Genomic DNA, 24,525 nt, shown 5'->3' on the forward strand with positions numbered 1-24,525 from the left:
TAACTCTACATGGCTATACCACGGCGCAATATCCTGATAACTAATAGGCCACGCCGTAGCAAACCCGTCCCTTGCCGGCCCCTCAAAATCAAACTTACTCCAGCGTTGGGTTTGCCTGGCCCATAACAATGATTTACCGCCTACCTGGTATCCGCGAATCCAATCAAACGGTTTTTCCTGAACATATGGGTGTTCCTTATCTTTAACAAAAAAATGAGTGGTGGCCTCGCTAAAGGCATAGCACCTTTCTGCTATCGGATTTTCGCTTTTTACGGAATTGGGTAAATGACCGCGATGGGGAAAATCCCATGGATTTTTAGTAGCTGTTGGATAATCCTTTAAATGGGTAACGTTCCGGCCGCGTTCCAACACCAATGTTTTCAACCCTTTTTCGCATAGCTCTTTAGCAGCCCATCCGCCACTGATGCCCGATCCGATCACTATGGCATCAAAAGTGTGTTGGGCCGCTCCTCCGGAATTAATGTTGACCATACTTTATAATTGGCTTAAGACAATATTGGAAAAACTCCATTTGAAGTTAAGATAATTATAAAGGAATAAATTGATCACCAGCTGTTTTTAAACAAAAAAAGCTCCGTTACCGGAGCCTTTTTATTCGTCTTAGTTCGTATTAGTCGTTTATTGCTTTTACACCAGGTAATTCTTTACCTTCCATGTATTCAAGTAAAGCACCACCACCGGTTGATACGTAGCTCACCTCGTCGGTCATGCCAAATTTGGCTACCGCCGCGGCAGAATCGCCACCACCAATCAGCGAGAATGCACCGTTTTCTGTTGCTTTAGCTACCGCCTCAGCAATGGCTTTGGTTCCGCCTAAAAATTTCTCCATTTCAAATACACCCATCGGGCCGTTCCATAAAATGGTTTTTGATTCTTCAACTACCTTGCTGAATAAAGCAACGGTTTCAGGACCGATATCAAGGCCCATCCAGTTGTCTTTTATCTGGCCTGTTTTAGCAACATCAGTATTAGCATTATTTGAAAAAGCATCGGCAATGATGTTATCCAACGGCAATAAAAGTTTTACGCCTTTGTCTTTTGCTTTTTGCACAAGGCTGGTAGCCAGGTCAAGCTTATCAAGCTCAACTAATGAAGTACCTATTGAACCGCCATCGGCCTTAGCAAAGGTATAAGCCATACCACCACCAATGATCAGGTTATCAACTTTCTCAAGCAGTTTTTCAATCAGTTCAATCTTATCAGAAACCTTTGAACCGCCCATAATAGCTGTAAAAGGCTTAGGTGCGTTGTTCAGGATCTTTTCGGCGTTATTCAGTTCGGCTGCCATCAGGTAGCCAAAGTATTTAGCATCAGGGAAAAACTGAGCAATGATAGCAGTTGAAGCGTGCGCACGGTGAGCAGTGCCGAAAGCATCATTCACGTAAACATCACCTAATTTTGACAGTTTCTCTGCAAAAGCGACATCGCCTTTTTCTTCTTCTTTATAAAAACGAAGGTTCTCTAATAATAAAACCTCACCATTACCCAGCGCTTTTGCCTTTTCAACAGCTTGCTCACCGATACAATCATCGGCAAACTGAACCTGCTGACCAAGCAGATCAGACAAATGAGATACGATATGTTTTAATGAATATTTTTCTGTAGGGCCATCTTTCGGTCTGCCTAAGTGCGACATCAGGATAACTTTACCACCATCTTTTAATATTTTTTTTATGGTTGGCAAAGCTGCCGTCATGCGGTTATCATCGGTAATATTATAATTCTCGTCAAGAGGCACGTTAAAATCCACCCTAATGAGGGCTTTTTTGCCGGCAAAACTAATTTGATCTACTGTTTTCATATCTATTAAAGGGTCATTTGTTATGAACGGGCGCAAATTGAGCATTTTAATTCAAAATACTTAACGAAAAAGGAAAAAAGCTGTTTCATTCCGCCAAAACTTCATCTTATTTTAACATACATTACATGGTGAGGACCTATGCCCGGAACTTCAAATTCGGGCGAAACGATCTCGAAACCGAGGCTGCTGTAAAAGCGTATTGCTTTTTTACGTGCGTTGCACCACAGGTAATCTGCCTTTTGTCCGCGAAGGTATACCAGCGCAAAATTAACCAACAGGTTACCGAAGCCTTGTCCCCGGTGTTTTTCGGTTGTTGCCATGCCCCGCAGCTGGTAGCCTGTACCTTTAAATTCACCATAACTTTGCGGGTGAAACGAAGCTATACAGGCCAGTTCATCATCTATAAAGTAACCAAGGTGAAAATTACCTTCATTATTGTCTGACGGAAAACGGCATTCATCCAGGGTAAGCCTGCCTTCGCGCAGTACTTCATTACGTACGTGCAACAGTTCATCAACTTTTATAAACCTGATCATGCCCGCAAAATTGGAAAAATTCCCGGAATGGGGAATTTTAATCCCATAAAATTAATAACCACAGGTTAATGTTTCGCTAAGCAACCCACCCAACCTAACCACCAATTAAAAGGGTTTTCGTATTACTTACTATTAAACCAATAAGGAGTAAGGCACAGTTGTTGCCAAAAGAGAAGAAATACGGAATATAAAAATGAAAAAAATTTTTACCTGCATACTTATCGCAACCACACTTTTCAGCTGCAAAAAAACAGATGTAATTTCTGAAGTAATAAAAGGGACAAACGGAACAAGTACCGGCACAAACACGGGTACAAATACAGATACAAGCACAGGTACAACATCCGCTACCGTAAAACTTGACATTGCCGACCAGCTTGTAAATACCAAAGTAAGTAATGACACTCTTTATTTAAACTATACCGAAACTGCCAATTTGATATTAAATTCAGCTGATTATCAAAAATCATCAGCTGTACATTTTAAAGAAGATTTTTCAAAGTCTAACCTCGCTAATTTTAATTTCACCACTATTAACAAGGATAATCAGGTAGCAACCAACTATCTTGATGATAACCTGAACAATGTGGCTATTAAATCAGCCTCTACATTAACTGTCGATGGTAAACAGTACACTAAACTTGTGCTGGAAAGAGTTGTGATATTTTCAAAAGCCTACAAACAGCATGATCTTGCCGTTGAAGCCCAGAATGATATTTTAAAGCAAACCAAAGATGTGATCAGTTTTGCTTCATATTATTATATAAACGGCAAAAATTCAGATACTACATCAACAATTGCTATAGTAGCCTACAGAAAATAATTTGTGCAGCCGGCTTATGCCGGCTGTTTTTTAAGTTTGGCTATTTGTACTACCAGGTCGGCCAGCCGACTGCTGTACCCCATTTCATTATCGTACCAGCCAACAACTTTTACAAGCCCGCCCACTATGGAGGTTAGCTGCGCATCAAAAATGCAGCTGTGAGGGTTATCTAATATATCGGTTGACACGATCGGGTCTTCTGTATACTCCAGTACATTTTCCATAGGCCCCTTGGCAGCTTGTTTAAAAGCTTCATTAATTTGAGCTATGGTAGGCTGCTTTTTCAGGCTGCAGGTAAAATCTGTTAATGATCCATTAAGTACCGGCACACGGATCCCTGCCCCACCCAACCGGCCTTCCAGATGCGGAAATATATTGGTAATAGCTTTAGCAGCCCCCGTTGTAGTTGGTATAATAGAAGCAGATGCAGCCCTTGCCCGTCTCAAATCTTTGTGAGGAGCGTCGTGCAGGTTCTGATCGCCGGTCATGGAATGTACGGTGGTAATATAGCCATCAATGATGCCCCAGTTTTCATCCAATATTTTCACCATTGCGGCAACATTATTAGTTGTACATGATGCATTTGATAATACAGGAGATTGCAGGTCGACCTGCCCGTCATTTACAGCAAGTACTACAGTTGGCACATGCTTATCAGTTGATGGCGCAGATATAATAACCTGCCTTGCCCCGGCGGTTAAATGTGCTTCGGCGCCCTGCTTTGAGGTAAATTTACCGGTCGACTCTACTACGATATCAATATCCAGCGCTTTCCAGGGCAGTTTAAGCGGATCGCGTTCGGCAAATACCTGTATGCGGTTACCGTTTATAACAAGGCTGTTATCATCAAAATTCACCGTGCCCTTAAAACCGCGGTGAACAGAGTCATACTTAAATAAATGCGCAAGGGTTTGCGTGTCGGTAAGGTCATTTATAGCTACCACCTGTATTTCGGGGTGCGATAAAATACTCCTCAAAAATATGCGGCCAATGCGGCCAAACCCGTTTATAGCTATCTTCATTGTATGCTGAAATAAAGCATCAAAGTTAACGAAGATGGATGGTTAATTTGTTTATTTACTTTATTACTACCCGCAGGTTACAATTGGTTATCAATCGCCAAAATTCCGGGCTACTATAGCTTCGCGTTTTTTTGAGCGGATAAAATAAGTGATCATCCCGTTAAAAGATATCGACAGCAAAAATATAAGAACAATAAGCCACGAATTATTTAAACTACTAAATATCAACACCATCACTATGGAAACAAGGTTAAGGCATGCCAAAACAAAGGTAGTTTGCAAATGCGTTAAGCCCATTTTTAACATACGGTGGTGTATATGGTTCCTATCGGCATCAAAAGGGGATTTTCCGTTTAAAATACGGATGGTAAAAACCCTGAGCGTATCAAAAACAGGGCCTATAAGTATTGCTACTATCAGGGCCGGAGCCGTATATATGAAAGGCAATTTAACTGTCGAAACTTTACTTAACTCGATAAATTTAATAGCCATTACTGCTGATACCAGGCCAATGAGCAGGGCCCCTGTATCGCCCATAAATATTTTAGCAGGAGTTATGTTAAAACGTAAAAACCCAACTACAGCCCCAACCATGGCAAGCGAAATTGCTGCAAGCTCATACTGCTTCATATAAATGAAAAGTGCTGCAAAAGTGCTGTTGGCAATGATTCCCGTAGTTGCAGCCAGGCCATCAATACCATCAATAAGGTTAAAAGAATTGATGATAAGCATGATAACCAGTATTGACAATATTACGCTGGGGATATAGGGCAGGGCCGAAATATCAAAAACCCCGTACATGCTGCTGATCCGGATATCTCCCGGGACAACGAGTATGGCAGCAACCACAAACTGGATCATAAACTTAGTACTGGAGTTAACCCCCGAAAGATCATCCTTTAACCCCATTGCAAACAAAATAATACATGCGGTAAGAAGATAACTTATTGGGAGCGATTTATCAATAATACTAAATAATAAAGCAGTAATAGTAAAGCTTACAAAAATGGCCACGCCGCCTAAACGGGGAATACCATGATCATGCTGTTTCCTGAAATGGCCTACATCATCATATAAATGCCGGGCACGTGCAACATGTAAAATTGAGGGGATACAAAGTAATGTTACCAGGGTTGAAAATACAACTATCAGCACATTATAAACAAAATGATAAGAGCGTAAAAATTCAAGCATATGCTATAAATATGTTAGTGATAAGCCTGTTCATTTATAAAGGTTTATACGGTTGCCCGCACAAAAGGTTAACTAAAAATTAAAGAAATTGAAAAATCTTTCTCATTGGCTTCAGCACAATCGCCAAAACAGGCAAAAACACATTGTTTTCACGCATCGCTTTCAAATCAAACGACCATGCCTTAACCCGGTTTATTAAATTGCTGTTGCTCACCCCGCCAGCCTGCATTTTAACCATAACATTGTTGAGATGCAAGCTCCTTACCTTCCACTTATGCATAAACCTTACCATGAGCTCATAATCACCGGCCGAACCGTATTCAAGCCTGTAAAAACCGTATTTTTCAAACAAATCACGCTTGCAATAAAAGGTTGGGTGCGGGGGCATAAAGCCCCATTGAAAGGAATTTTTTCCACAAGTGTGGCTTTTCCATTTGCGGATAACTTTATCTGCGGAATTTATATAATCAAGGTTTCCGTAAACTATCCCGGCATCACTATTTGAAAAAACCTGTGCCACTGCTGATATAACTTCCTGACCAGCAAAAAAATCATCGGCATTAAGCATCCCAACAACTTCGCCTGTTGCCAAACGGATCCCCTTATTCATCGCATCATAAATGCCCTGATCTGGTTCGGATACCAATACTTTGACATGCGATCTGTATTGGTTAATTATTTGCAGAGAGTTATCTGTTGAGCCGCCATCAATTATAATATACTCAAGGTTACTGTAGTTCTGGCTGATGACAGATTCGATACATCTTTTAATAGTATCCTGGGCATTATAAACGATAGTGATAACCGAGATCTTCAACCTTACAACTTTGAAAAAATACACCGTATTTATAGCCGCAAATTATGTAATTTTGAACTTGAAGCCTAATTATATTAAATATTACGTGGAACTTTATAGCTGAACATGCGCAATTATATACCTACCTGCCTGATTATCGGGATCTTCTTTTTACTAACGTCCTGCTCAAGCAAACAATATCAATATCTTTTTGAACAAAAATATAATATTGCTGATACCGCATCAAAAGGAAGCGATGCCACTACAGGGCCATACCGCATCAAGGCTCAGGACATACTTCAGATCAGGAACCTGCAAAGCATTAAGTACATAGTTGATGAAACACCTTCTGTTAACTCTGGCGGCACTGCAGGCGGAGGCAGTAATACCGGGCAAACTTTCCAGGTTGATGACGATGGCGCTGTTGCCCTCCCCGCAATTGGTCATGTAAAAGTTGCCGGCCTTACCAGGCCCGAAGCAGCAAAACAAATTGAGGAGCTTTACCGTAAAAACCTGCTGAAAGACCCCATAATTGAACTAAAGATAGTTAACCTTAAGGTAACCATACTCGGCGAGATAAAAGGACAGGGAAATTATACGTTAACAAAAGACAGGACCACTTTGGTTGAATTGATTGGTGAAGCCGGCGGCCTTACAGATAAGGCTAATGAAGCAAATATAAAGATAATAAGGGGCGAGCAGAAAAACCCGCAGGTTACCGAAATTAACCTCCGGGATATTCAATCAATAAATGATCCCCGGGCCGTACTTCAAAGCGGCGATGTTATTTATATAGCACAAAACAAACGTGCCGTGCGCAACGATAAATTGCAGAACTTATCGATAGTATCACAACCGATATTACTACTGCTTAATACTGCCTTAATTATTTTCACGCTTTCTCATCGGTAAATGGAAGAGTTAGAAAAAGTACAAAGAAAGCTGCCCAACCAGGAAATTGATTATTTTAAGATCGGCAAAATACTATTCAGCCGCTGGTATTGGATATTGGCATCAGTTGTTATTACTTCGGCCATCTCCTACAGCTATCTGTGGTATACGCCTAAAACATATGCCACCGGAGGTACGCTTAAGGTAGAAGAAAAAAAATCAGAGATCTCCGACATTATCAGCGTAATGACCACGCCCGAACGCGGGCCATCAAAAATTCAAAGCATTACTTCGGTATTAACCAGCCGTACCCTCATCCTTACGGCCATAAAAGATCTTGACTATCGCATTAGCTTTTACATTTCGGGCAGGGTACGCACCTCAGAAACTTACCCCCAAAAACCGCTCAATATTGGTCTGGTTAAGTTTGATAGTCTTAACTTTTTCCGTAGCCTGATAACTTTTAAACCAGTTAACCCGCAAACCTTTAATCTTACGTACACCGCCAATGGTAAGGAGATTCAAAACAACTACAATTACGGGAGCCTTGTAACCATAGGCAATACCAGCTTCCGGATAAAATATCCGGGGGTAATTCCGTCCAAAACGATTTATTTGTTTAAGTTCAATACCCCCGAAGATTTTGTTGGCCGTGTGCAGGGCAGTTTATATGCAGGTGAAACTGCAAAAAACTCAAATATAATTGCCATTCAGCAAACAGATTCAAATCCGCAATTTGCGGCTGATGTGCTTAATGCCATCATGAATGAATACGTGATCTTTGACCGCAACCAAAAAGCCCAGTCCGCCTCACAAATGATCGATTTCATTGACAGTCAGCTGGATTATCTATCGACCGAAGTAAAAGGTTCTGAAAGTTCGATAGAAAAATACAAGAAAAAATCAAAGATCCTTGATGTCACATCCGCGTCAACCACTTCAGCAACCAAAGCGGCCGAGCTTGAGTCAAACAAATCATTATTAAAAATACAATTAATAGCGCTCGACCAGCTCAGCAGTCAAATAACTAAGGAAAAAAACAATGTAACTTTAAACTTTAATATTGGCAGCGCTAACCTTCCGTCGTTAGAGGCTATGGTGACCCGCCTGGATAACCTGATAACTGAGCGGGCCAGTTTATTGACAACTTATAATCCCGATTCGCAACCTATCCAAAATATTAATCAAAGCATTATTCAAATTAAAACCACTGCTTTAAACAATATAAAACAGATCAGGTCGGGAATTGAGAAAAACCTCCAATATCTTGACAGCCAGCTTGGCCAGATCAACTCAACTATAGCAGCATTACCTGCCGCCCAGCGCGATATGGTGAGCCTGCAGCGTGACTTTGACATCAATGATAAAGTGTACTCCTTCCTGTCCGAAAAGAAACTGGAAGCCCAGATCAGCCGTGCAGGGATCTTACCGGGTGCAACTATTATTGAGCTGGCGCAGCCAAACTTTAACCCGGTTTCGCCCAACGAACATAGTATCCATCGTACAGCAACTATTTTAGGGCTGGCCATAGGCTTAGGCCTTATCATCCTCATCAGGGTACTAAACCCCTATATTTATGATAAGGAAACTATTGAAAGCCTTACCAGCATACCTATCCTCGGCGTTATCAGGAAATTTCCTGAAGCACTTGGCGAAAGCAGCGAACAGATCCTGGCTATCAGCAAACCCAAATCAATTTTTGCCGAATCGGTTCGTTCCGTACGTACCAACCTCAGCTTCCTTTCGTCTGAAAAAGCAAGCAAGGTCATTTGCATAACCTCGGAGGTTGCCGGCGAAGGCAAATCATTTGTGGCGGTAAACTTATCAAGCACACTTTCACTTATTGATAAAAAGGTAATATTAATAGGGGCCGATCTACGACGTTCAAGACTTCATAAAACTTTTCATGTGGCCAATGATATCGGTTTAACCAATTACCTGGCCCACCAAACAGAAATTGACGATATCATTCATCACTCCGACCAGGAAAACCTTGATTTTATAGTTTCGGGACCGGTGCCGCCCAACCCGTCAGAGCTATTGCACAGCAAAAGGATGAGCGTTTTAATTGAAATACTTAAAACAAGGTATGATGTAGTGATGATTGATACCGCGCCGATAGGGCTGGTATCAGATGCTATACCGCTTATCAGGGTAAGTGATATCAATGTTTTTGTGATCCGGTCGGGCAAATCAAAATATTATGCCGCAACTGTGCCGCAGCGCATAGCACAAGAGTATCACCTGGATAACACCGTAATAGTTTTAAATGCCTTTGAAGAAGACTTGCTGCATTCAAGATATTACACCACCAAGTTTACCGGCGAAAATGCAGGCTCACGCTATTATTATTATTCAGATTACAGCGGCTATGAAGGTTCGGGCTATTATCTTGACGATGAAAAGAAAAAATGGTGGAATTTAAAACGATGGTTTAAATAAACAAGTTTATTTAAAAGGATTGTTACTAAAATTAATATGGCAGTAAACAAATGGTACCCGGTTTACACCAACCCACGAGCCGAAAAAAAGGCGTATGAAGCATTAATGAGCAAAGGTATTAATGTTTACCTGCCCCTGCACCGCCAGCTTAAACAATGGAGCGACCGCAGGAAATGGGTTGAGGAACCGTTTTTAAAATCATACCTGTTTGTATATATCGCCGAACAAGAGCAGGCCGAAGTATTAATGACCAAGGGGATTTCGCGGTTCCTTTATTTTTCGGGCAAGCCTGCTGTTATGCCCGATAAACAGATCCACGAACTTAAATTACTCATGGCAAGCCCATATGAATTGGAGATAACCGAAGAGGACCTGCAACCGGGCGAAAAGATCAAGATCAAGGCCGGCGCTTTAAAAGGGATGACGGGCGAAATTGTATCGCGCAGATCACAAAAACAACTGATATTACGCCTGGAAAGCATTGGTTATTCCATTATTGTTAACGTTGCTGCATCGCTCATTGAGCGGTTTTAAAATAAAAGGAAGTGTTTTGAGCGACAGATAATATTTCATTATTTGCGCCCGAAAATTCACTAAATATCCGGCTTATGCCCTGTAACATAAGTCACTAATAATTAATAAGTTACAAACAAAAAATGTAACTTACGGGGCGAAGCTATGAAATTTAATGAACAATGTGCCGTATAGCAGGAATCGTTTCTGAAAAACGGTCTCAAAACGAGATCAGGGACAAGGTGAAATTGATGTGCCATGCATTACAACATGGCGGCCCCGATGATGAGGGCATATTTGAGGATGAAGAAACCCATCTTGCCTTCGGCCATCGCAGGTTATCTATCATTGACCTTAGCAGTAACGGGCACCAGCCTATGGCGGATGTCGGGCAAAACGCATGGATCACTTTCAATGGCGAGATCTACAACTACCCCAAACTGAAACAGGAATTACTGCGATCAGGAGCACAGTTTAAATCGGGTACCGACACCGAAGTTATTCTCCAGGCCTATCTCAACTGGGGCACCTCAGCATTTGCAAGGTTGAGGGGAATGTTTGCTTTTGCCTTGTATGACATTAACAAAGCCCTTACCTACCTGGTGCGCGATACCGCGGGTATAAAGCCGCTGTATTATTCGACCGCGAACGGCGAATTGAGTTTTGCCTCCGAAGTTAGGGCATTCAAAGATTCGGGCCTGGTTACTGAAAGGGATCCCAACTGGCCGGTGCGATTGCTGGCATTTGGTCATATCCCTGAACCGTATACTACGTTAAAAAATGTATCCTGCCTGCCCAAAGGGCATTTTTTATGCTGGAACCACCAAAACGCCGGCTATACTTTAAACAAATACCAGGTTGATGGCTTGCCGAATGTAGTGACCGATGAAAACGAAGCGCGCCGGTTGATCCATGATGCGCTTAGCCAGAGCGTAAACAGGCAGCTCATTGCCGATGCACCCATCGGCGTATTTTTAAGTGGAGGCATTGATTCAAGCCTGATCACGTTGTTGGCCGATCAGCAAAAAAAAGAGCAGCTCAAAACAATTTCTATATTTTTTGATGATAAAAGCTATGACGAAAGCAGTTATCAAAACATTATCAACAATAAAATAGATGCGCAAAACCTTTCGCACCTGGTAAAACAATCAGATTTTGAAGCATGCTTTCCGCAGATCATAAACGCTATGGATATGCCTACCACCGACGGTATCAATAGCTGGTTTATAAGTAAGTACGCGCATGACGATGGATTGAAGGCTGTATTATCGGGCGTGGGTGCCGATGAGCTTTTTGGTGGTTACCCATCATTTAATCGCATTAAATATCTTGGCTACCTGCGTAAACTACCATCATCGCTGCTAAAAATATCTGGTCATCTTTTGCCTGATCATTACAAACGGCTAACGAGCCTGTCTATTGGCCATCCTGCTGCTGATTATATGGCATTACGGGGCTTTTTTCCGGTAGCTGACATTTCTGCTTTACTGGATACCAGTGTAGATCATATTCATGACGTGTTATTCGGATCAACACTGGCTCCCGCGCCATCCGGTTATGATTATGAACACGCCGCATGGTTCGAAACGAATTTTTATATGCAAAACCAGTTGCTCAGGGATACCGACGTAATGGGTATGAGCCATGGGCTTGAAGTAAGGGTACCGTTTTTGGATGAAGATTTCACCCAGGCAGCCCAGAGTGTAACACCAGGTATCAGGTTTAATAAAACCCAGCCAAAAAAGATCCTCATAGATAGTTTCAGCAACCTGCTACCGCGCGAAATTTGGGACAGGCCTAAAATGGGCTTTACCTTCCCTTTACAAAATTGGATGAACGGGCATAGTCAAATAGGCAGCATCGATAATTACAAAGGCAAAGCGGTACAAAATATTATAAAGCAATTCAAAAGTAATAACATCCATTGGTCAAAGGCTTTTGCTTTACACCTGGTTCAGCATAATGAGTAAGAACGTAACTCTTTTTACTTTACAAACATTTAGCACTACCGGCGGTATCCAAAAAATGACACGCACACTTGGTCATTCCTTACACCGTGCCGCCTTAAAAAATAACTGGAACTTTGAGCTTTGGTCCGCTTATGATAAACAGGATGATTTGATGGAGCAATATTTACCAGCGGTAAATTTTAAGGGCTTCGGTGTGCACCGGGTAAATTTCGTTTTAAAAACTTTCAGCAACTCTGCAAAGCCCCATGTTGCCATATTAAGCCACATTAACCTGGCCATAATTGGCCTTTTTATTAAACTTATTAATCCTAAATGCCGGTTATGGCTTGTAGCCCATGGCATTGAGGTTTGGCGTCCGCTTTCGTTTTTCAAACGCCTGATGCTTAAACGCTGCGACAGCGTGATTTGTGTAAGCAATTACACCAAACAGCAAATGATAAGCAGGCATAACCTGAGTGCCGATAAATGTATTGTGCTTAATAATGCCATCGACCCTTTTATGCGTTTACCCGATACCTTCGTAAAACCACAAAAACTCTCACAGCGTTATGGTTTAAATGACAATGATTTTATCCTATTTTCATTAACGCGCCTGGCATCTACCGAGCAATACAAAGGGTATGACCACGTAATTAGTGTGCTGGGCAGCCTGAAATCAAAATTTCCGCAAATAAAATATATGCTTTCGGGTAAATATGACGAACAGGAACACATTCGCATAAAAAAATTAATTGAGGCACATGACGTAAGCGAACATGTAATTTTAACCGGCTTTATTGACGAGGCTGAACTTACCGACCACTTCCTGCTGGCCGACCTGTTTGTTTTACCAAGCAAAAAGGAAGGGTTTGGCATTGTATTTATTGAAGCCCTTGCCTGCGGTTTGCCTGTTATCTGCGGCAACGCCGATGGCAGTATCGACGCCATCCGAAACGGCGAACTGGGAGAAGCCATTGATCCTGACAATCTCACCGAGCTTAATAATGCTATAACAAGGCATTTGCAGAAGCACATAGCTGCAGATACCCGCAAAAGCCTACAGGAAAAATGTATAAGCCATTTTAATGAACACGATTATATGACCAAACTTGAGCAGTTAATAAATGAGTGATCTGCAATCGGAACATTGGGACATTGAAATAAATGCCAAAAGCAGTCTGTTTGATCTTAAGCTAAAAGAAGTATGGCATTATCGCGACCTGCTCATATTGCTTGTTCGGCGCGATTTTGTTTCCTTTTATAAACAAACTATTTTAGGACCCGTATGGTTCTTTGTTCAACCGGTTATCACCATTCTGTTTTATACCCTGATATTTGGTAACCTGGCGGGTATCCCCGTTGATGGCTTGCCCAAACCGCTTTTTTACCTTGCCGGCACTATCATTTGGAACTATTTTGCCGATTGCCTGAACAAAACCTCAACTGTTTTTAAAGATAATGCAGGCATGCTGGGTAAGGTATATTTCCCAAGGCTTATTATGCCTTTAAGCATTGTGCTTTCCAATTTGATCCGTTTCACCGTTCAGTTTTTACTTTTCATTATCCTATACATAATATTTGTTTTAAAGGGCGAACATATAACGCCCAATATAGCAGCATTGCTATTGCCATTGCTCATTATCATGATAGCATCGCTGGGTTTAGGCCTCGGTATGATCATATCGGCAGTTACTACAAAATACAGGGACATTGCTTTCATAGTAGCCTTTGGCGTGCCGCTTTTAATGTATGCAACAACGGTGATATATCCTTTATCGGTAGCGCAGGCCAAATACCCTAAATACAGCTGGCTTATTAAATTTAACCCCATTACAGCCATAATTGAAACATTCAGATACGGTTGTTTGGGCAAAGGCAGTTTCAGCTGGGAATTGTTAACTTACAGCATTATCAGCACTGTTATAATACTGCTGGTGGGCATAGTGATATTTAATAAGGTTGAAAAAACTTTTGTTGATACCGTATAATGAGCAAAGCAATAAAAGTTGAAAACCTGTCAAAAGCCTACCAGTTAGGCGATTTTGGCACCGGCACCATCTCCCGCGACCTGGAGCGCTTTTTTGCCCGTTTGCGCGGTAAGGAAGATCCTTTTTTAAAAATAGGCGAAGTAAACGACCGTACCACCAAGGGCGAAAGTGATGTGGTATGGAGCTTAAACGATATTAATTTTGAAGTTGAACAAGGCGATGCCGTTGGGATTATAGGCCGCAACGGAGCAGGTAAAAGCACCCTGCTCAAAATATTAAGTCGTGTTACCTCCCCTACCACCGGCTCGGTAAAATTGAGGGGCAGAATAGCAAGTTTGCTTGAGGTAGGCACCGGCTTTCACCCGGAGCTGAGCGGCCGGGAAAATATTTATCTCAATGGTGCCATCCTGGGCATGCGCAAGGCTGAGATCAAACGGAAGTTTGACGAGATCGTCAATTTTTCGGGGGTTGAGAGGTATATCGATACGCCGGTTAAGCGTTATTCATCAGGCATGTACGTGCGGCTGGCATTTGCTGTAGCTGCACACCTTGAAAGCGAAATTTTAATAGTGGATGAAGTACTGGCTGTTGGCGACGCTGAGTTTCAGAAAAAATGTCTCGGTAAAATGGGCCAGGTGAGCAAAAGCGAAGGGCGTACGGTTTTATTTGTAAGCCATAACATGGCTGCTGTTAAAACATTATGTAACCGGGGCATTGTGCTTGCCAACGGACAGCTGATATATGAAAACCGCCAGCTTGAAGCGGTTAGCTTTTACCAAACCAATAACAATACCCGGTCAACTTTTGAGCACCATGATGATCTGGACTCCGCGCCGGGAAATGAAAATATAAGGGTGCTTAAATTTATCGTTCGCCCGCTTACCGGCGACAGCATTTCTATTTCGACAGGTGTTAGCTTTGAGATGGTCTTTTTTAATCAAAAGGCAGGTATTAACCTCGATGCCACGTTTGAATTAAAAAACAGCGATGAGATCCCGGTATTTCATAACGGCGTGCTTATATCAACCAACAACGATTCAAAAACAGGATTGTATACCGTTAAGTGTACTATCCCGCCAAACCTGTTAAACGCCGGCAATTATTCATTCAAGTTAATTTTCGGCGAAAATCAGCGCTACCTGTTATTTGGTGCTGATGATTTTATCGGATTTGAGGTTGAAAATGAAAGTAAGGGAAGTAACAGCGCTTTATCCCCGGGGGTAATTCACCCTAAACTTGATTTTAACGTTAGCTATCAGGCATAAAAGCATATGGAAGCCCCGCACATCATCCCCATTTACAATGCGTAAAATTTTAATTGTAAATGGCCATCTGGTTATGGGAGGTGCCGAAAAGCTTGTTCATGAACTTGCTGTTTTCGCCCGGAAAAATAACATAGCTCCAACCGTTCTCATTGTTGATAACTATGTTAAGGAATATTACGATCCTATCTTTAAACAAAAGAAGATAAAAGTGGTGCGAACCAGGCTCAGCACCATACGCAACTTCAGGGCTCCTTTAAAAATGCTAAGGTCAATGTACTGGTCGTTCAGGCTAAAATATTTTGCTGATAGCTTGTATGAAAGTGTCCATGTCATCGGCTTGCATAATATTTACCGGACAAAAGATTTCATTAATCACAGCAACCGGTTTTACTGGCATGTAACCAACGCGGCACAAGGTGCCTATAACTATCCTGAAAGCTACTTCGATAATCCCAATGATACGGTGGTTTGTATCAATCAATACCAGGAAAACGAGCTCGACAACCATTATGGGAGTGCCGTATTTAAATGTAAAAGGGCTTTATTCCCGCTTTTTTTGAATGATTAATTTAAACGTCGTATCACGGATCTCTGATGACAAGAATTATTTCCCCGATCTGTTAGAAACATTGTACCTGTTAAAAAACAACGGGATCACAGATGTTCATATACTATTCATTGGCACAGTATACAGCCCGAAAGTTTACCAAAACATTATTGATACGGCCAGCCGGCTTAATGTATCTTCCAACATTGCGTTTACAGAAAGATCTATCCCGATGAGTGAACTAAGCGATGAAATAAAAAGGGGATATTTTATCAACTTCACTATTGGTGAATTCACCGGCTATTCGGGTTTGGAAAGTATCAAAAACGGGTTTAAGACAATTTTTTATAACATTGATAAGGCGCTTAAAAATGAACGCGGTGATTTGATCGCCTACTGTCACACGCTTGATGAATTAACGGCCCTGATCATAAATATCAGCCGGGAGCCAGCCCTGATAAACAAAGAAATTACAGCCTGCAACCAGAAAATGCTTGACCGGTTTGTATTAAACAGCACCATGAAGCAGCAATTGCTTTCTATGATGTTGCCAAAACATTAATTAAAATACATTAGCCCAAATGAGTAAGGTTGCCCTGATAATTATTTACAACCACCAATACAATAACAACATACCTATTTTAGAAAAAATTTACCATAACAGATTTACCAACATCTATCATCTGGTTCCGTTTTATACCGGCGATTTACCTAATGTAATTCCTGTTTATGAAAACTCATTTTACTTTCAGGGATATGTTACCCAGGGGCTCAGTTCTTTTTTAGGAGATCAATACGACCATTATTTTTTTGTTGCCGATGATCTGCTTTTGAACCCCGAAATAAATGAAAATAACTATACCGGCTTCTTTAAACTAAAAGCAAGCACATGTTTTGTTCCTGAACTTATCAGTCTACACCAAACAGACCTAAACAAGCGCTGGGAAAGGGTGGCCGATGGCTTTAATTATAACATAGATTTGGGTGGAGTTGAAGCGAAAAATTTCCTGCCCGATTACAACACCGCTTTAGCAATATTCAATAAGTTTGGTTTATCAGTAGGCCCTCTGAATTTCAGGCAAATATGGGACGCCCCAAAATCATTGAAAGATTGGTTCACAATGCCCCGGCGTGAAGTGTTGCGTTATTTAAAAAACCTCATTACTAAACAACAACATTTTCTCCGGTATCCTGTAGTTGGCGGTTATTCGGATATTTTTATCATAAGTGCCGATACGATTAAACAATTCAGTCATTACTGCGGTGTAACCGCCGTAACAAAACTGTTTGTAGAGGCTGGTTTGCCCACCTCCTTAGTGTTATCGGCAAAAGAAATTGTTACTGAAAAAGACCTTAGTTTAAAGGGCTTCCCGTTATGGACCCCGCAGGACTATACCATACTCGATAGGTACAACAATAACCTTAACGATCTTTTAAATAATTTCCCGGATAATTTACTTTACATCCATCCCATTAAACTATCTAAATGGAAAGCGTAAAAAAAGCAATTGTAATAACATCCATATTTGAACCAACAGAAGCAGTTGTTTCTTTTTCAAAACTTTCCGATTATCACCTGATCGTTGTTGGCGACAAAAAATCGCCTAAAGACTGGCACTGTGATAATGTTGAATATCTTTCTGTCGACCGGCAGGAAACGTTACCATATCAATTAGCAAAAGTACTGCCCTTCAACCATTACTGCCGTAAAATGCTTGGTTACCTGGCAGCCATCGAGCAAAAAGCAGCCTATATAATTGATACCGACGATGACAATTATCCAAAAGAAAACTGGGGCTTTCCGGTATTTGAGAGTGAATTTGACATGATAGACGGCCCCGCAGGGTTTGTTAATATTTATCAATACTACACGAAACAAAAAATATGGCCCCGCGGGCTCCCGCTCGACCTTATCAATACCGATTTTCAGATTGAAAAATATACTTCAAAGCAAAATTGTAATGTGGGGATCTGGCAGGGTTTAGCGGATGAAGACCCTGATGTAGACGCGATTTATCGCTTAACCGATAATACCCCCTGTTATTTTGATAATAAACCGCCCATTGTTTTAAACCGCGGAACGGTTTGTCCGTTCAACACTCAAAATACGATAATCCGGAAAGAGCTGTTTGCATTGCTTTATCTTCCAACATACGTAACATTCCGTTTTACGGATATTCTTCGTGGTTTAGTGGCTCAGCCAATTATGTGGCTTTATGATTATCAGCTTGGTTTCATCAATGCTACTGTAGTGCAAAAAAGAAACGTACATAACTATATGGATGATTTCACGTCAGAGATCCCCATGTACCAGCATTGTAATAAAATAGTTGATTTAATCACTACAGTTATATCGGCAGATAACACCGTTGAAGTTAACCTGCGGAATGCATATAACGTATTGTTAGCAAATGGCATAGTTTGCGAAAAAGAGATAATTACCTTAGAAAGCTGGCTCGCAGATATCGCATCACTCCAATAAACAATAAGGTCGGAAAAAAGCAGAACAATTATATTTTACCCCATCAGTAATTTGAGCCCCGGTGTATCTGTCATAGTTTGCTGTTACAATAGCAGCGAACGGCTTCCCGAAACCATTAAACACCTGGCCTTGCAACAGGTTCCTGCGGCTGTTAACTGGGAAGTCATTGTTGTTGACAACGCCTCAACAGATGGCACAGCCGCCACAGCCACGGCCGAATGGGAGAAGTACAATTTAACCAATATTCTTTTCAGCGTGGTGGACCAGCCGATTGCAGGGCTGAGCCATGCACGGGATATGGGTCTAACCAAAGCCCGACACGAATACCTCCTTTTTTGCGACGATGACAACTGGCTTTGCAATGATTATATTGAACGTAGCTTCAATATAATGAACGATGATAGCCGGATAGCTGTATTGGGAGGGTGCGGATTGATAGAGGCCGAGCAACCGGCCGCGCTTTCTGAAGAACTACTGAAATTCACTACCGTTTGGGGCCCTCAAACATGGGTGGCCGACAGTCATTGGGTGTATGGTGCAGGATCTGTTTACCGGAAAAGTATCCTGCTTGAATTAAAGAACGCCAATTGGCATCAGGTAACAACGGGCCGCATAGGTAAAAAGCTACTTTCGGGCGAAGATGTTGAGATCTGCCTGATGAACTATTTGATGGGCTATAAGATCATTGCTGATGATAACCTGAAGTTTAAACACTTTGTTCCGCTTAAAAGGCAAAACATCAATTATATATTGAAAGTTGCATTTTGGCTAAATTACAGTAGCACTTTACTCAATGGTTACTTTGCATTGGTGAATAACAATAAAGAGTCTATTGAACAGGTCATAAATCATGATCTGCTTTCGGCAGCAAAATCGTTAGCCAAACTTATGATTAAGTTGTTGTATCAAAAGGCCGTTAAATTCCAGGCCATAAGCATCGAACAAAAAATTTCATACTATCAGAAATGTGGCCAGCTCAAATCATTGCTAACTAACAGGCAGCTTATAAAAGATCAGCACCAACATATAAAACAATTATTAAAGGTTGTAAAAACAGCTCCGGCTTTCACAAGCCATTAAAGTTATGGGGTATTCTGTACCGGTACTTTTTTTAATATTTAACCGACCTACTTTTACGGAAATGGTTTTTGAAGCGATTGCCGAAATTAAACCTAAATACCTGTATATAGCCGCCGACGGCCCAAGGCAGGATAAACCCAATGATATTGAACTATGCGCCAAAACAAGATCGGTAATTGAGCGGATAAACTGGGATTGTGACGTTAAAACATTATTAAGGGATAAAAACCTGGGCTGCAAATCGGCAGTTAGTGAAGCCATCAACTGGTTTTTTGAACACGTTGGCGAAGGTGTCATTTTAGAGGATGACTGCCTGCCGGATCAATCATTTTTTCCGTTTTGCGAGGAACTATTGGAAAAATACCGTTTTAATGATAGGGTGATGTCGGTATCAGGATCAAATTTATTAACCAGCGGCTGGAAAAAGGATACCCAATCCTATCACTGGGGGCATGGCGGTATCTGGGGTTGGGCTACCTGGAAACGGGCATGGAACCTTTATGATATAGAAATGCAATACTGGCCCGAGCAGCAAACAAAAGATAAGATCAAAACCCAGCTTGGTACCGCCGATTGGTACAACAGCTATTACAGCATGTTTGAATCATCCTTCAATAAATCATTAAATACATGGGATATTCAATGGTTTTACAGCATACTAATTAATGGCGGCATGGCTATTAACCCCTGCGTAAACCTTGTAAAAAACATTGGCTATGGGAATGGTACGCATACCCATTCGGGCGATGATGTTATTGCCAGTTTGCCGGTGAACGTCATGAGTTTTCCCTTGATACATCCCCAAAAAATGCTTTTAGATATCGGCTATTTAAAACAGGTTTATGCTCATCTTAACAAAAAATACAAAAGCTCTATTATCCGCAAGGCACTTAAATTATTTAAGATAAAGTAATGAAACAGTTCATCAAACGGTTATTGCTTGGCTTTTTTGAAAAAATAAACCTTCTTCATTTAATTCACCTGCTTCAGGAAAAGCAAAGCAAACGCAATATTCAATTGAGCATTACTGATCTTGGGGCAACCTTTTACCCGGAGGCAGTAGTATCAAACTCGCTCGACAGATCAAAAATAGTAGTAGGCAAAGGTACCCACATCCGCGGCATGCTCAACATATTTAAATACGGCGGTAAAATTGTGATTGGCGAAAACTGCTACATTGGCGATCATACCAGGATCTGGTCGGGCGAAAGTGTAACCATTGGTGATTTTGTGCAGATCTCGCACAATGTAAATATCATTGATACCAACGCTCACGAACTCGAAGCCATTGAAAGGGCCGAGCGATGGATGGACCTTCTGCGCAACGGGCACTGGGCAGACAAAGGCAATGTGCTTACCGCCCCAATAATTATTGAAGATTATGCCTGGATAAGCCTTAACGCTGTAATTTTAAAAGGCGTTACCATTGGTAAAGGCGCTATCGTGGCGGCCGGAGCAGTAGTTACCAAAGATGTTGAACCATTTACCATGGTTGCCGGCAATCCTGCACAATTCATAAAAAAACTACCTCAGCAATGAAGATACTCATCATAGGCTCCAAAGGATTTATCGGTTCGGCCTGTTACAGCTATTTTAAAGCTGAGCCCGGTAATGAAGTTTACGGCGCCGATGTAATGGTAGAATATGACGATCCCAACTACTTTTTGATTGATGCCACTAACGCCGATTTTAAAAAAGTATTCCACGATCATCAGTTTAATTGGTGTATCAACTGCGCCGGGGCGGCATCAGTACCCGAGTCATTCAATAACCCTGAGCGCGATTATTTGTTAAACGTTCATCACCTGGTAAGCATCCTTAATGCTATAAAAGAGGGTAATAGTAATTGCAGGCTCATCCAAATGTCCAGTGCGGCAGTTTATGGAAACCCACAGATCCAGCCTATTAAAGAAACACATACGCTCAACCCGCTTTCACCATATGGCCTTCATAAAAAACAAGCCGAAGAGCTTTGCCGCTTATACCATGATCATTTTGGTTTAAGCGTTCATATCTTCCGTGTGTTTTCGGCATACGGGGCAGGCTTAAAAAAGCAACTATTTTGGGATCTGTATAAAAAATCACAAAGCCAGGATAATATTACCCTGTTTGGCACCGGTGCCGAAACCCGTGAATTTATTCATGTTACCGATATTGTAAATGCCATGAACCTGTTCATCAAGGCCGATAAGCCAGGGTTCAGCATTACAAATATCGCCAATAATAATACCATCACCATAGCAACAGCCGCCGAAACATTCTTAAAGTATATTGGCTTTGAGGGCGGGTTATCATTTACCGGCACCAACCGCATTGGCGATCCTTTATACTGGCAGGCCGATAACAGCCAGTTGATCAGCAAGGGCTATCAGCAAAAAGTAAACTTTGATGATGGTATAAATAACTATTGTAAATGGCTAAAAGGAAAAGAATAGGGTTAAGTTACGCCTACAACGAAAACTGGATAGGCGGCACTTATTATATCGAAAACCTGGTAAACGCATTGAACTCACTTGGTGATGCGGAAAAGCCGCACATTGTTTTACTGACCGATAGTTACGAAAGTTTCCGGGTAGCACAGCAAAAGTTCAATTACCCTTATATCAGCTTTCAACTTGGTTCTGGCGAAGCAAATAAGGCATTCCAATTTCTGAATAGGGCAACCAATCGCCTATTTAAGGCACGCCTGTTTGATCAGAAAGTAAAAGGCCTTGATGCTGTTTTTCCTTATTATAAAAGCGAACAGCAATCTGCAGCCAGAAAGAAAATATATTGGGTGGCCGATTTTCAGGAGCATTTTGCACCAGAGTTTTTCAGTAAAGATGATATTGCCTCGCGCCTGCAAAATCAGCAGGAAATCCAGGCTTCGGCCGAGCAGCTAATTGTGAGCAGCAATACCGCGCTCGGGCACTTCAAATCCATTTTCCCTAAACACACGGTAAAAGTAAGCGTTCTGCCTTTTGCGGTAGCACACCCTCCTTACCGGGATCTTAACATCCAACAGCTACTTGAAAAATATCAATCGCCTGCCCGTTATTTTATCTGCCCTAACCAGTTCTGGAAACATAAAAACCAGTTGGTAGTACTAAAAGCAGTTAAAGAACTAAAGGACCAAGGCATTGAAATTACAGTCGCTTTCACGGGCAATACCAACGATTACCGGAACCCGCATTATTTTACAGAACTGAAGGCTTTTGTTGAAGAGCATAACATTGGCAACAATATTAAATTCCTTGGTTTTATTGACCGGCGCGATCAGCTTCAGCTCATGAACAATGCAATTGCTATTATCCAGCCATCGCTTTTTGAAGGCTGGAGCACTGTTGTGGAGGATGCCAAGCTGATGAACAAATTTTTGCTGGTTTCGGATATTGAGATCCACAGGGAGCAGTTGGTTAACAGTTCGGCCCGCTTTTTTGATCCGCACGATGTAGATCAGTTGGTGCAACTGCTCAAAGAAGCCAGTGAACAGCAGGCCTCACCCTCACTCTTTGAAAACAACACCTATCATGAAAACGTTGAAAAGTTTGGCCGCACCTTTCTGCAGATCATTGACTGAGCAACAAAAATGAACCTCCCCGATCTTCAATCATATCGTTCAGCTTTTATCAGTAAAGGTGTTCAACTGCCCCTGCCTGTTGTAGCTGATACCGAAAGCGGCTTACTGGAGCAGTTGCCTAAACCGCCACAAGGTAAAACCGGCTGGCCCTGGGATGAGCAGGTTGAGCCAACAGTTTACGATCATAAAACAAACTGGCCCAGGCTTACCATTGTAACCCCGTCATATAACCAGGCCAATTTTTTGGAGCAAACTATCAGGGCGGTGCTTTTACAAAACTACCCCAACCTGGAGTATATTATTATTGATGGCGGCAGTACCGATCAATCCAAACAGATAATTGAAAAGTATGCCCAGTGGATCAGTTACTATCAAAGTGAAAAAGATGGCGGGCAAAGCAATGCCATTAACATGGGGTTTAGTCTTTCATCAGGGCGTTACCATGCCTGGATCAACAGCGATGATTATTATCTTAAGGGTGTTTTCCACAAAGTAGTTAGCAAGTTTATAAGTACTAAAGTCGATTTTATATACGGTTACGGGAACGACTATAATGTGCTGTCGGGCAAAACAACAACAACCAGGATATTACCTTTTATTGATTATTTTATCAAGATCCCCGGCCTTGTACAACCCTCCACTTTTTGGAGTGCCGCCATTCATGAGCCTATTTGGGAGGAGCTTCATTGTTCTCTTGATTTTGAATTATGGCTCCGGTTGGTAAAAGGCCATAGCAGGGCCTTGATCAAAGAACCGCTTTCTGTTGCCAACGTACATGACCAGGCCAAAACCCATTCGCCCAAAATGAAGGCGCAGTGGGAAGCCGATCATCAGAAAATATGGGCAGCCGATGCACATGGTACCGTTCACGAATGGAAAAAGATCGTTTTTTTAAACAGGATCAGGATCAAGTTATATAAGATATTTGGCTACTATAATGATGTTATTAAAAAGGATTAAAAATAAGTTTCTGAGGATCTTATTCTATTTCTTCAAAAAAGCATCTTTTCCTTTTAAAAGTAACCGGATTTTAATTGTAAGGCTGGACGCTATCGGCGATTATCTTTTGTTCAGAAACTACTTAAGCTGCATTAAAGAGGCACCAAAATTCAAAGGCTACAAATTGACACTTCTTGGCAACGTAGCCTTTAAAGATATAGCCGAGGCATACGATAAAGATGTTATTGACGAATTTATCTGGATAAACCCCTCAATTATTTATAACATAAATGAAAAGATCAGGCTATCGTTTAACATTAAAAAGAGGGCATTTGATATTTTAATTAACCCGGTTCATTCAAGAGTTTTTCACACAGACGAGTTTATATCCCAACTTGGAGCCAAACAAAAGATCTGCAGCAGCGGCGATTATATTAACATGGAGTCACCGGAAGAGTTAAAACGCTCGTATAGATTTTATACTGATGTTGTGGATATTCCCGGAACCGATTGCTTTGAATACCTCAGAAATCATAAATTTATTGAAACCCTTACAGGTTATGAAATTGCGGCCCCGCTACATTTACCAGTTAAAAATAAACAAACTGAAAAGAAGTCGCAGCAATTAGTAATATTTCCCGGTGCCGGCCAGGAATATAGAAGATGGGGAACCAATC

24 protein-coding genes and 1 pseudogene are annotated in these 24,525 nt (G+C 41.5%); 19 read left to right on the forward strand and 6 right to left on the reverse strand.

Annotated elements, in window-relative coordinates:
* The 3 genes from VF500_RS12030 to VF500_RS12040 all read right to left on the reverse strand — a co-directional run.
* Window positions 1-492 (reverse strand): NAD(P)-binding protein (locus VF500_RS12030; RefSeq protein WP_330859899.1); only part of this gene is annotated, 492 nt, incomplete at its 3' end.
* 139 nt (window positions 493-631) lie between these two features.
* Complete coding sequence (locus tag VF500_RS12035; RefSeq protein WP_330859900.1) at window positions 632-1,822, reverse strand: phosphoglycerate kinase; 1,191 nt, start codon at window positions 1,820-1,822, stop codon at window positions 632-634.
* A gap of 101 nt (window positions 1,823-1,923) precedes the next feature.
* Window positions 1,924-2,358, reverse strand: a complete 435-nt coding sequence (locus tag VF500_RS12040) for a GNAT family N-acetyltransferase (protein WP_330859901.1) — start codon at window positions 2,356-2,358, stop codon at window positions 1,924-1,926.
* Between the two features lie 193 nt (window positions 2,359-2,551).
* Here VF500_RS12040 and VF500_RS12045 point away from each other — a divergent pair, with 193 nt between their 5' ends.
* Entirely contained in the window at window positions 2,552-3,181 is a 630-nt protein-coding gene (locus tag VF500_RS12045; RefSeq protein WP_330859902.1) for a hypothetical protein, read from the forward strand.
* A gap of 14 nt (window positions 3,182-3,195) precedes the next feature.
* Here VF500_RS12045 and gap read toward each other — a convergent pair whose 3' ends face one another.
* The 3 genes from gap to VF500_RS12060 form a co-directional block, all read right to left on the reverse strand.
* Window positions 3,196-4,203: a type I glyceraldehyde-3-phosphate dehydrogenase gene (gene gap / locus VF500_RS12050; protein WP_330859903.1), complete on the reverse strand. Its 1,008-nt coding sequence runs from the start codon at window positions 4,201-4,203 to the stop codon at window positions 3,196-3,198.
* Between the two features lie 90 nt (window positions 4,204-4,293).
* Window positions 4,294-5,397 carry an MraY family glycosyltransferase gene (locus VF500_RS12055; RefSeq protein WP_330859904.1) on the reverse strand — a complete coding sequence of 368 codons (1,104 nt, stop codon included), beginning with the start codon at window positions 5,395-5,397 and terminating at the stop codon, window positions 4,294-4,296.
* A gap of 79 nt (window positions 5,398-5,476) precedes the next feature.
* Window positions 5,477-6,238 (reverse strand): glycosyltransferase family 2 protein, encoded by a 762-nt coding sequence (locus tag VF500_RS12060; RefSeq protein WP_330859905.1) that lies wholly within the window; start codon window positions 6,236-6,238, stop codon window positions 5,477-5,479.
* Window positions 6,239-6,319: 81 nt separating this feature from the next.
* Between VF500_RS12060 and VF500_RS12065 the strand changes: the two genes are divergently transcribed.
* From VF500_RS12065 to VF500_RS12150, 18 genes and pseudogenes are all read left to right on the forward strand, one after another.
* Entirely contained in the window at window positions 6,320-7,105 is a 786-nt protein-coding gene (locus VF500_RS12065) for a polysaccharide biosynthesis/export family protein (protein ID WP_330859906.1), read from the forward strand.
* Window positions 7,106-9,526 (forward strand): GumC family protein, encoded by a 2,421-nt coding sequence (locus tag VF500_RS12070; protein WP_330859907.1) that lies wholly within the window; start codon window positions 7,106-7,108, stop codon window positions 9,524-9,526.
* A gap of 36 nt (window positions 9,527-9,562) precedes the next feature.
* Entirely contained in the window at window positions 9,563-10,060 is a 498-nt protein-coding gene (locus VF500_RS12075; protein WP_330859908.1) for a UpxY family transcription antiterminator, read from the forward strand.
* Window positions 10,061-10,221: 161 nt separating this feature from the next.
* The gene (gene asnB, locus VF500_RS12080) at window positions 10,222-12,009 is read left to right on the forward strand and encodes an asparagine synthase (glutamine-hydrolyzing) (RefSeq protein ID WP_330859909.1); all 1,788 of its coding nucleotides are present in this window, start codon (window positions 10,222-10,224) and stop codon (window positions 12,007-12,009) included.
* On the forward strand, window positions 12,002-13,120 hold the full coding sequence (locus VF500_RS12085) for a glycosyltransferase family 4 protein (protein ID WP_330859910.1): 1,119 nt from the start codon (window positions 12,002-12,004) through the stop codon (window positions 13,118-13,120). The genes asnB and VF500_RS12085 overlap by 8 nt, the downstream gene beginning before the upstream one ends.
* Complete coding sequence (locus VF500_RS12090) at window positions 13,113-13,976, forward strand: ABC transporter permease (protein WP_330859911.1); 864 nt, start codon at window positions 13,113-13,115, stop codon at window positions 13,974-13,976. The genes VF500_RS12085 and VF500_RS12090 overlap by 8 nt, the downstream gene beginning before the upstream one ends.
* Window positions 13,976-15,241: an ABC transporter ATP-binding protein gene (locus tag VF500_RS12095; RefSeq protein ID WP_330859912.1), complete on the forward strand. Its 1,266-nt coding sequence runs from the start codon at window positions 13,976-13,978 to the stop codon at window positions 15,239-15,241. The genes VF500_RS12090 and VF500_RS12095 overlap by 1 nt, the downstream gene beginning before the upstream one ends.
* A gap of 37 nt (window positions 15,242-15,278) precedes the next feature.
* Window positions 15,279-15,809, forward strand: a complete 531-nt coding sequence (locus VF500_RS12100) for a hypothetical protein (protein WP_330859913.1) — start codon at window positions 15,279-15,281, stop codon at window positions 15,807-15,809.
* A complete protein-coding gene (locus tag VF500_RS12105) occupies window positions 15,802-16,350 on the forward strand; it encodes a hypothetical protein (protein ID WP_330859914.1) in 549 nt (182 codons plus the stop codon). Before VF500_RS12100 ends, VF500_RS12105 begins: the two co-directional genes overlap by 8 nt.
* 19 nt (window positions 16,351-16,369) lie before the next feature.
* Entirely contained in the window at window positions 16,370-17,287 is a 918-nt protein-coding gene (locus VF500_RS12110; RefSeq protein ID WP_330859915.1) for a hypothetical protein, read from the forward strand.
* Window positions 17,275-18,270, forward strand: a complete 996-nt coding sequence (locus VF500_RS12115) for an STELLO glycosyltransferase family protein (RefSeq protein ID WP_330859916.1) — start codon at window positions 17,275-17,277, stop codon at window positions 18,268-18,270. Before VF500_RS12110 ends, VF500_RS12115 begins: the two co-directional genes overlap by 13 nt.
* A gap of 51 nt (window positions 18,271-18,321) precedes the next feature.
* Window positions 18,322-19,350, forward strand: coding sequence for a glycosyltransferase family A protein (locus VF500_RS12120; protein ID WP_330859917.1), 1,029 nt, complete (start codon window positions 18,322-18,324; stop codon window positions 19,348-19,350).
* 4 nt (window positions 19,351-19,354) lie between these two features.
* The gene (locus VF500_RS12125; protein WP_330859918.1) at window positions 19,355-20,263 is read left to right on the forward strand and encodes a nucleotide-diphospho-sugar transferase; all 909 of its coding nucleotides are present in this window, start codon (window positions 19,355-19,357) and stop codon (window positions 20,261-20,263) included.
* A 452-nt stretch (window positions 20,264-20,715) separates the two neighbouring features.
* Window positions 20,716-20,874: pseudogene (locus tag VF500_RS31780) on the forward strand (DapH/DapD/GlmU-related protein); the annotation flags it as partial.
* A gap of 11 nt (window positions 20,875-20,885) precedes the next feature.
* The gene (locus VF500_RS12135) at window positions 20,886-21,785 is read left to right on the forward strand and encodes an SDR family oxidoreductase (protein WP_330859920.1); all 900 of its coding nucleotides are present in this window, start codon (window positions 20,886-20,888) and stop codon (window positions 21,783-21,785) included.
* Window positions 21,764-22,909, forward strand: a complete 1,146-nt coding sequence (locus VF500_RS12140; protein ID WP_330859921.1) for a glycosyltransferase — start codon at window positions 21,764-21,766, stop codon at window positions 22,907-22,909. The genes VF500_RS12135 and VF500_RS12140 overlap by 22 nt, the downstream gene beginning before the upstream one ends.
* A gap of 9 nt (window positions 22,910-22,918) precedes the next feature.
* Window positions 22,919-23,869, forward strand: a complete 951-nt coding sequence (locus VF500_RS12145; RefSeq protein ID WP_330859922.1) for a glycosyltransferase family 2 protein — start codon at window positions 22,919-22,921, stop codon at window positions 23,867-23,869.
* Window positions 23,847-24,525 (forward strand): hypothetical protein (locus VF500_RS12150; protein WP_330859923.1); only part of this gene is annotated, 679 nt, incomplete at its 3' end. The genes VF500_RS12145 and VF500_RS12150, both read left to right, overlap by 23 nt.

The sequence above is a fragment of the Mucilaginibacter sp. genome (genome assembly GCF_036383575.1).
Taxonomy (GTDB): Bacteria; Bacteroidota; Bacteroidia; order Sphingobacteriales; family Sphingobacteriaceae; genus Mucilaginibacter.

Coding starts and splice junctions, on each gene's coding strand:
- VF500_RS12035 (WP_330859900.1), bottom strand. CDS start 1,822: ATGAAAACAGTAGATCAAATTAGTTTTGCCGGCAAAAAAGCCCTCATT.
- VF500_RS12040 (WP_330859901.1), bottom strand. CDS start 2,358: ATGATCAGGTTTATAAAAGTTGATGAACTGTTGCACGTACGTAATGAA.
- VF500_RS12045 (WP_330859902.1), top strand. CDS start 2,552: ATGAAAAAAATTTTTACCTGCATACTTATCGCAACCACACTTTTCAGC.
- gap (WP_330859903.1), bottom strand. CDS start 4,203: ATGAAGATAGCTATAAACGGGTTTGGCCGCATTGGCCGCATATTTTTG.
- VF500_RS12055 (WP_330859904.1), bottom strand. CDS start 5,397: ATGCTTGAATTTTTACGCTCTTATCATTTTGTTTATAATGTGCTGATA.
- VF500_RS12065 (WP_330859906.1), top strand. CDS start 6,320: ATGCGCAATTATATACCTACCTGCCTGATTATCGGGATCTTCTTTTTA.
- VF500_RS12070 (WP_330859907.1), top strand. CDS start 7,106: ATGGAAGAGTTAGAAAAAGTACAAAGAAAGCTGCCCAACCAGGAAATT.
- VF500_RS12075 (WP_330859908.1), top strand. CDS start 9,563: ATGGCAGTAAACAAATGGTACCCGGTTTACACCAACCCACGAGCCGAA.
- asnB (WP_330859909.1), top strand. CDS start 10,222: ATGTGCCGTATAGCAGGAATCGTTTCTGAAAAACGGTCTCAAAACGAG.
- VF500_RS12085 (WP_330859910.1), top strand. CDS start 12,002: ATGAGTAAGAACGTAACTCTTTTTACTTTACAAACATTTAGCACTACC.
- VF500_RS12090 (WP_330859911.1), top strand. CDS start 13,113: ATGAGTGATCTGCAATCGGAACATTGGGACATTGAAATAAATGCCAAA.
- VF500_RS12095 (WP_330859912.1), top strand. CDS start 13,976: ATGAGCAAAGCAATAAAAGTTGAAAACCTGTCAAAAGCCTACCAGTTA.
- VF500_RS12100 (WP_330859913.1), top strand. CDS start 15,279: ATGCGTAAAATTTTAATTGTAAATGGCCATCTGGTTATGGGAGGTGCC.
- VF500_RS12105 (WP_330859914.1), top strand. CDS start 15,802: ATGATTAATTTAAACGTCGTATCACGGATCTCTGATGACAAGAATTAT.
- VF500_RS12110 (WP_330859915.1), top strand. CDS start 16,370: ATGAGTAAGGTTGCCCTGATAATTATTTACAACCACCAATACAATAAC.
- VF500_RS12115 (WP_330859916.1), top strand. CDS start 17,275: ATGGAAAGCGTAAAAAAAGCAATTGTAATAACATCCATATTTGAACCA.
- VF500_RS12125 (WP_330859918.1), top strand. CDS start 19,355: ATGGGGTATTCTGTACCGGTACTTTTTTTAATATTTAACCGACCTACT.
- VF500_RS12135 (WP_330859920.1), top strand. CDS start 20,886: ATGAAGATACTCATCATAGGCTCCAAAGGATTTATCGGTTCGGCCTGT.
- VF500_RS12140 (WP_330859921.1), top strand. CDS start 21,764: ATGGCTAAAAGGAAAAGAATAGGGTTAAGTTACGCCTACAACGAAAAC.
- VF500_RS12145 (WP_330859922.1), top strand. CDS start 22,919: ATGAACCTCCCCGATCTTCAATCATATCGTTCAGCTTTTATCAGTAAA.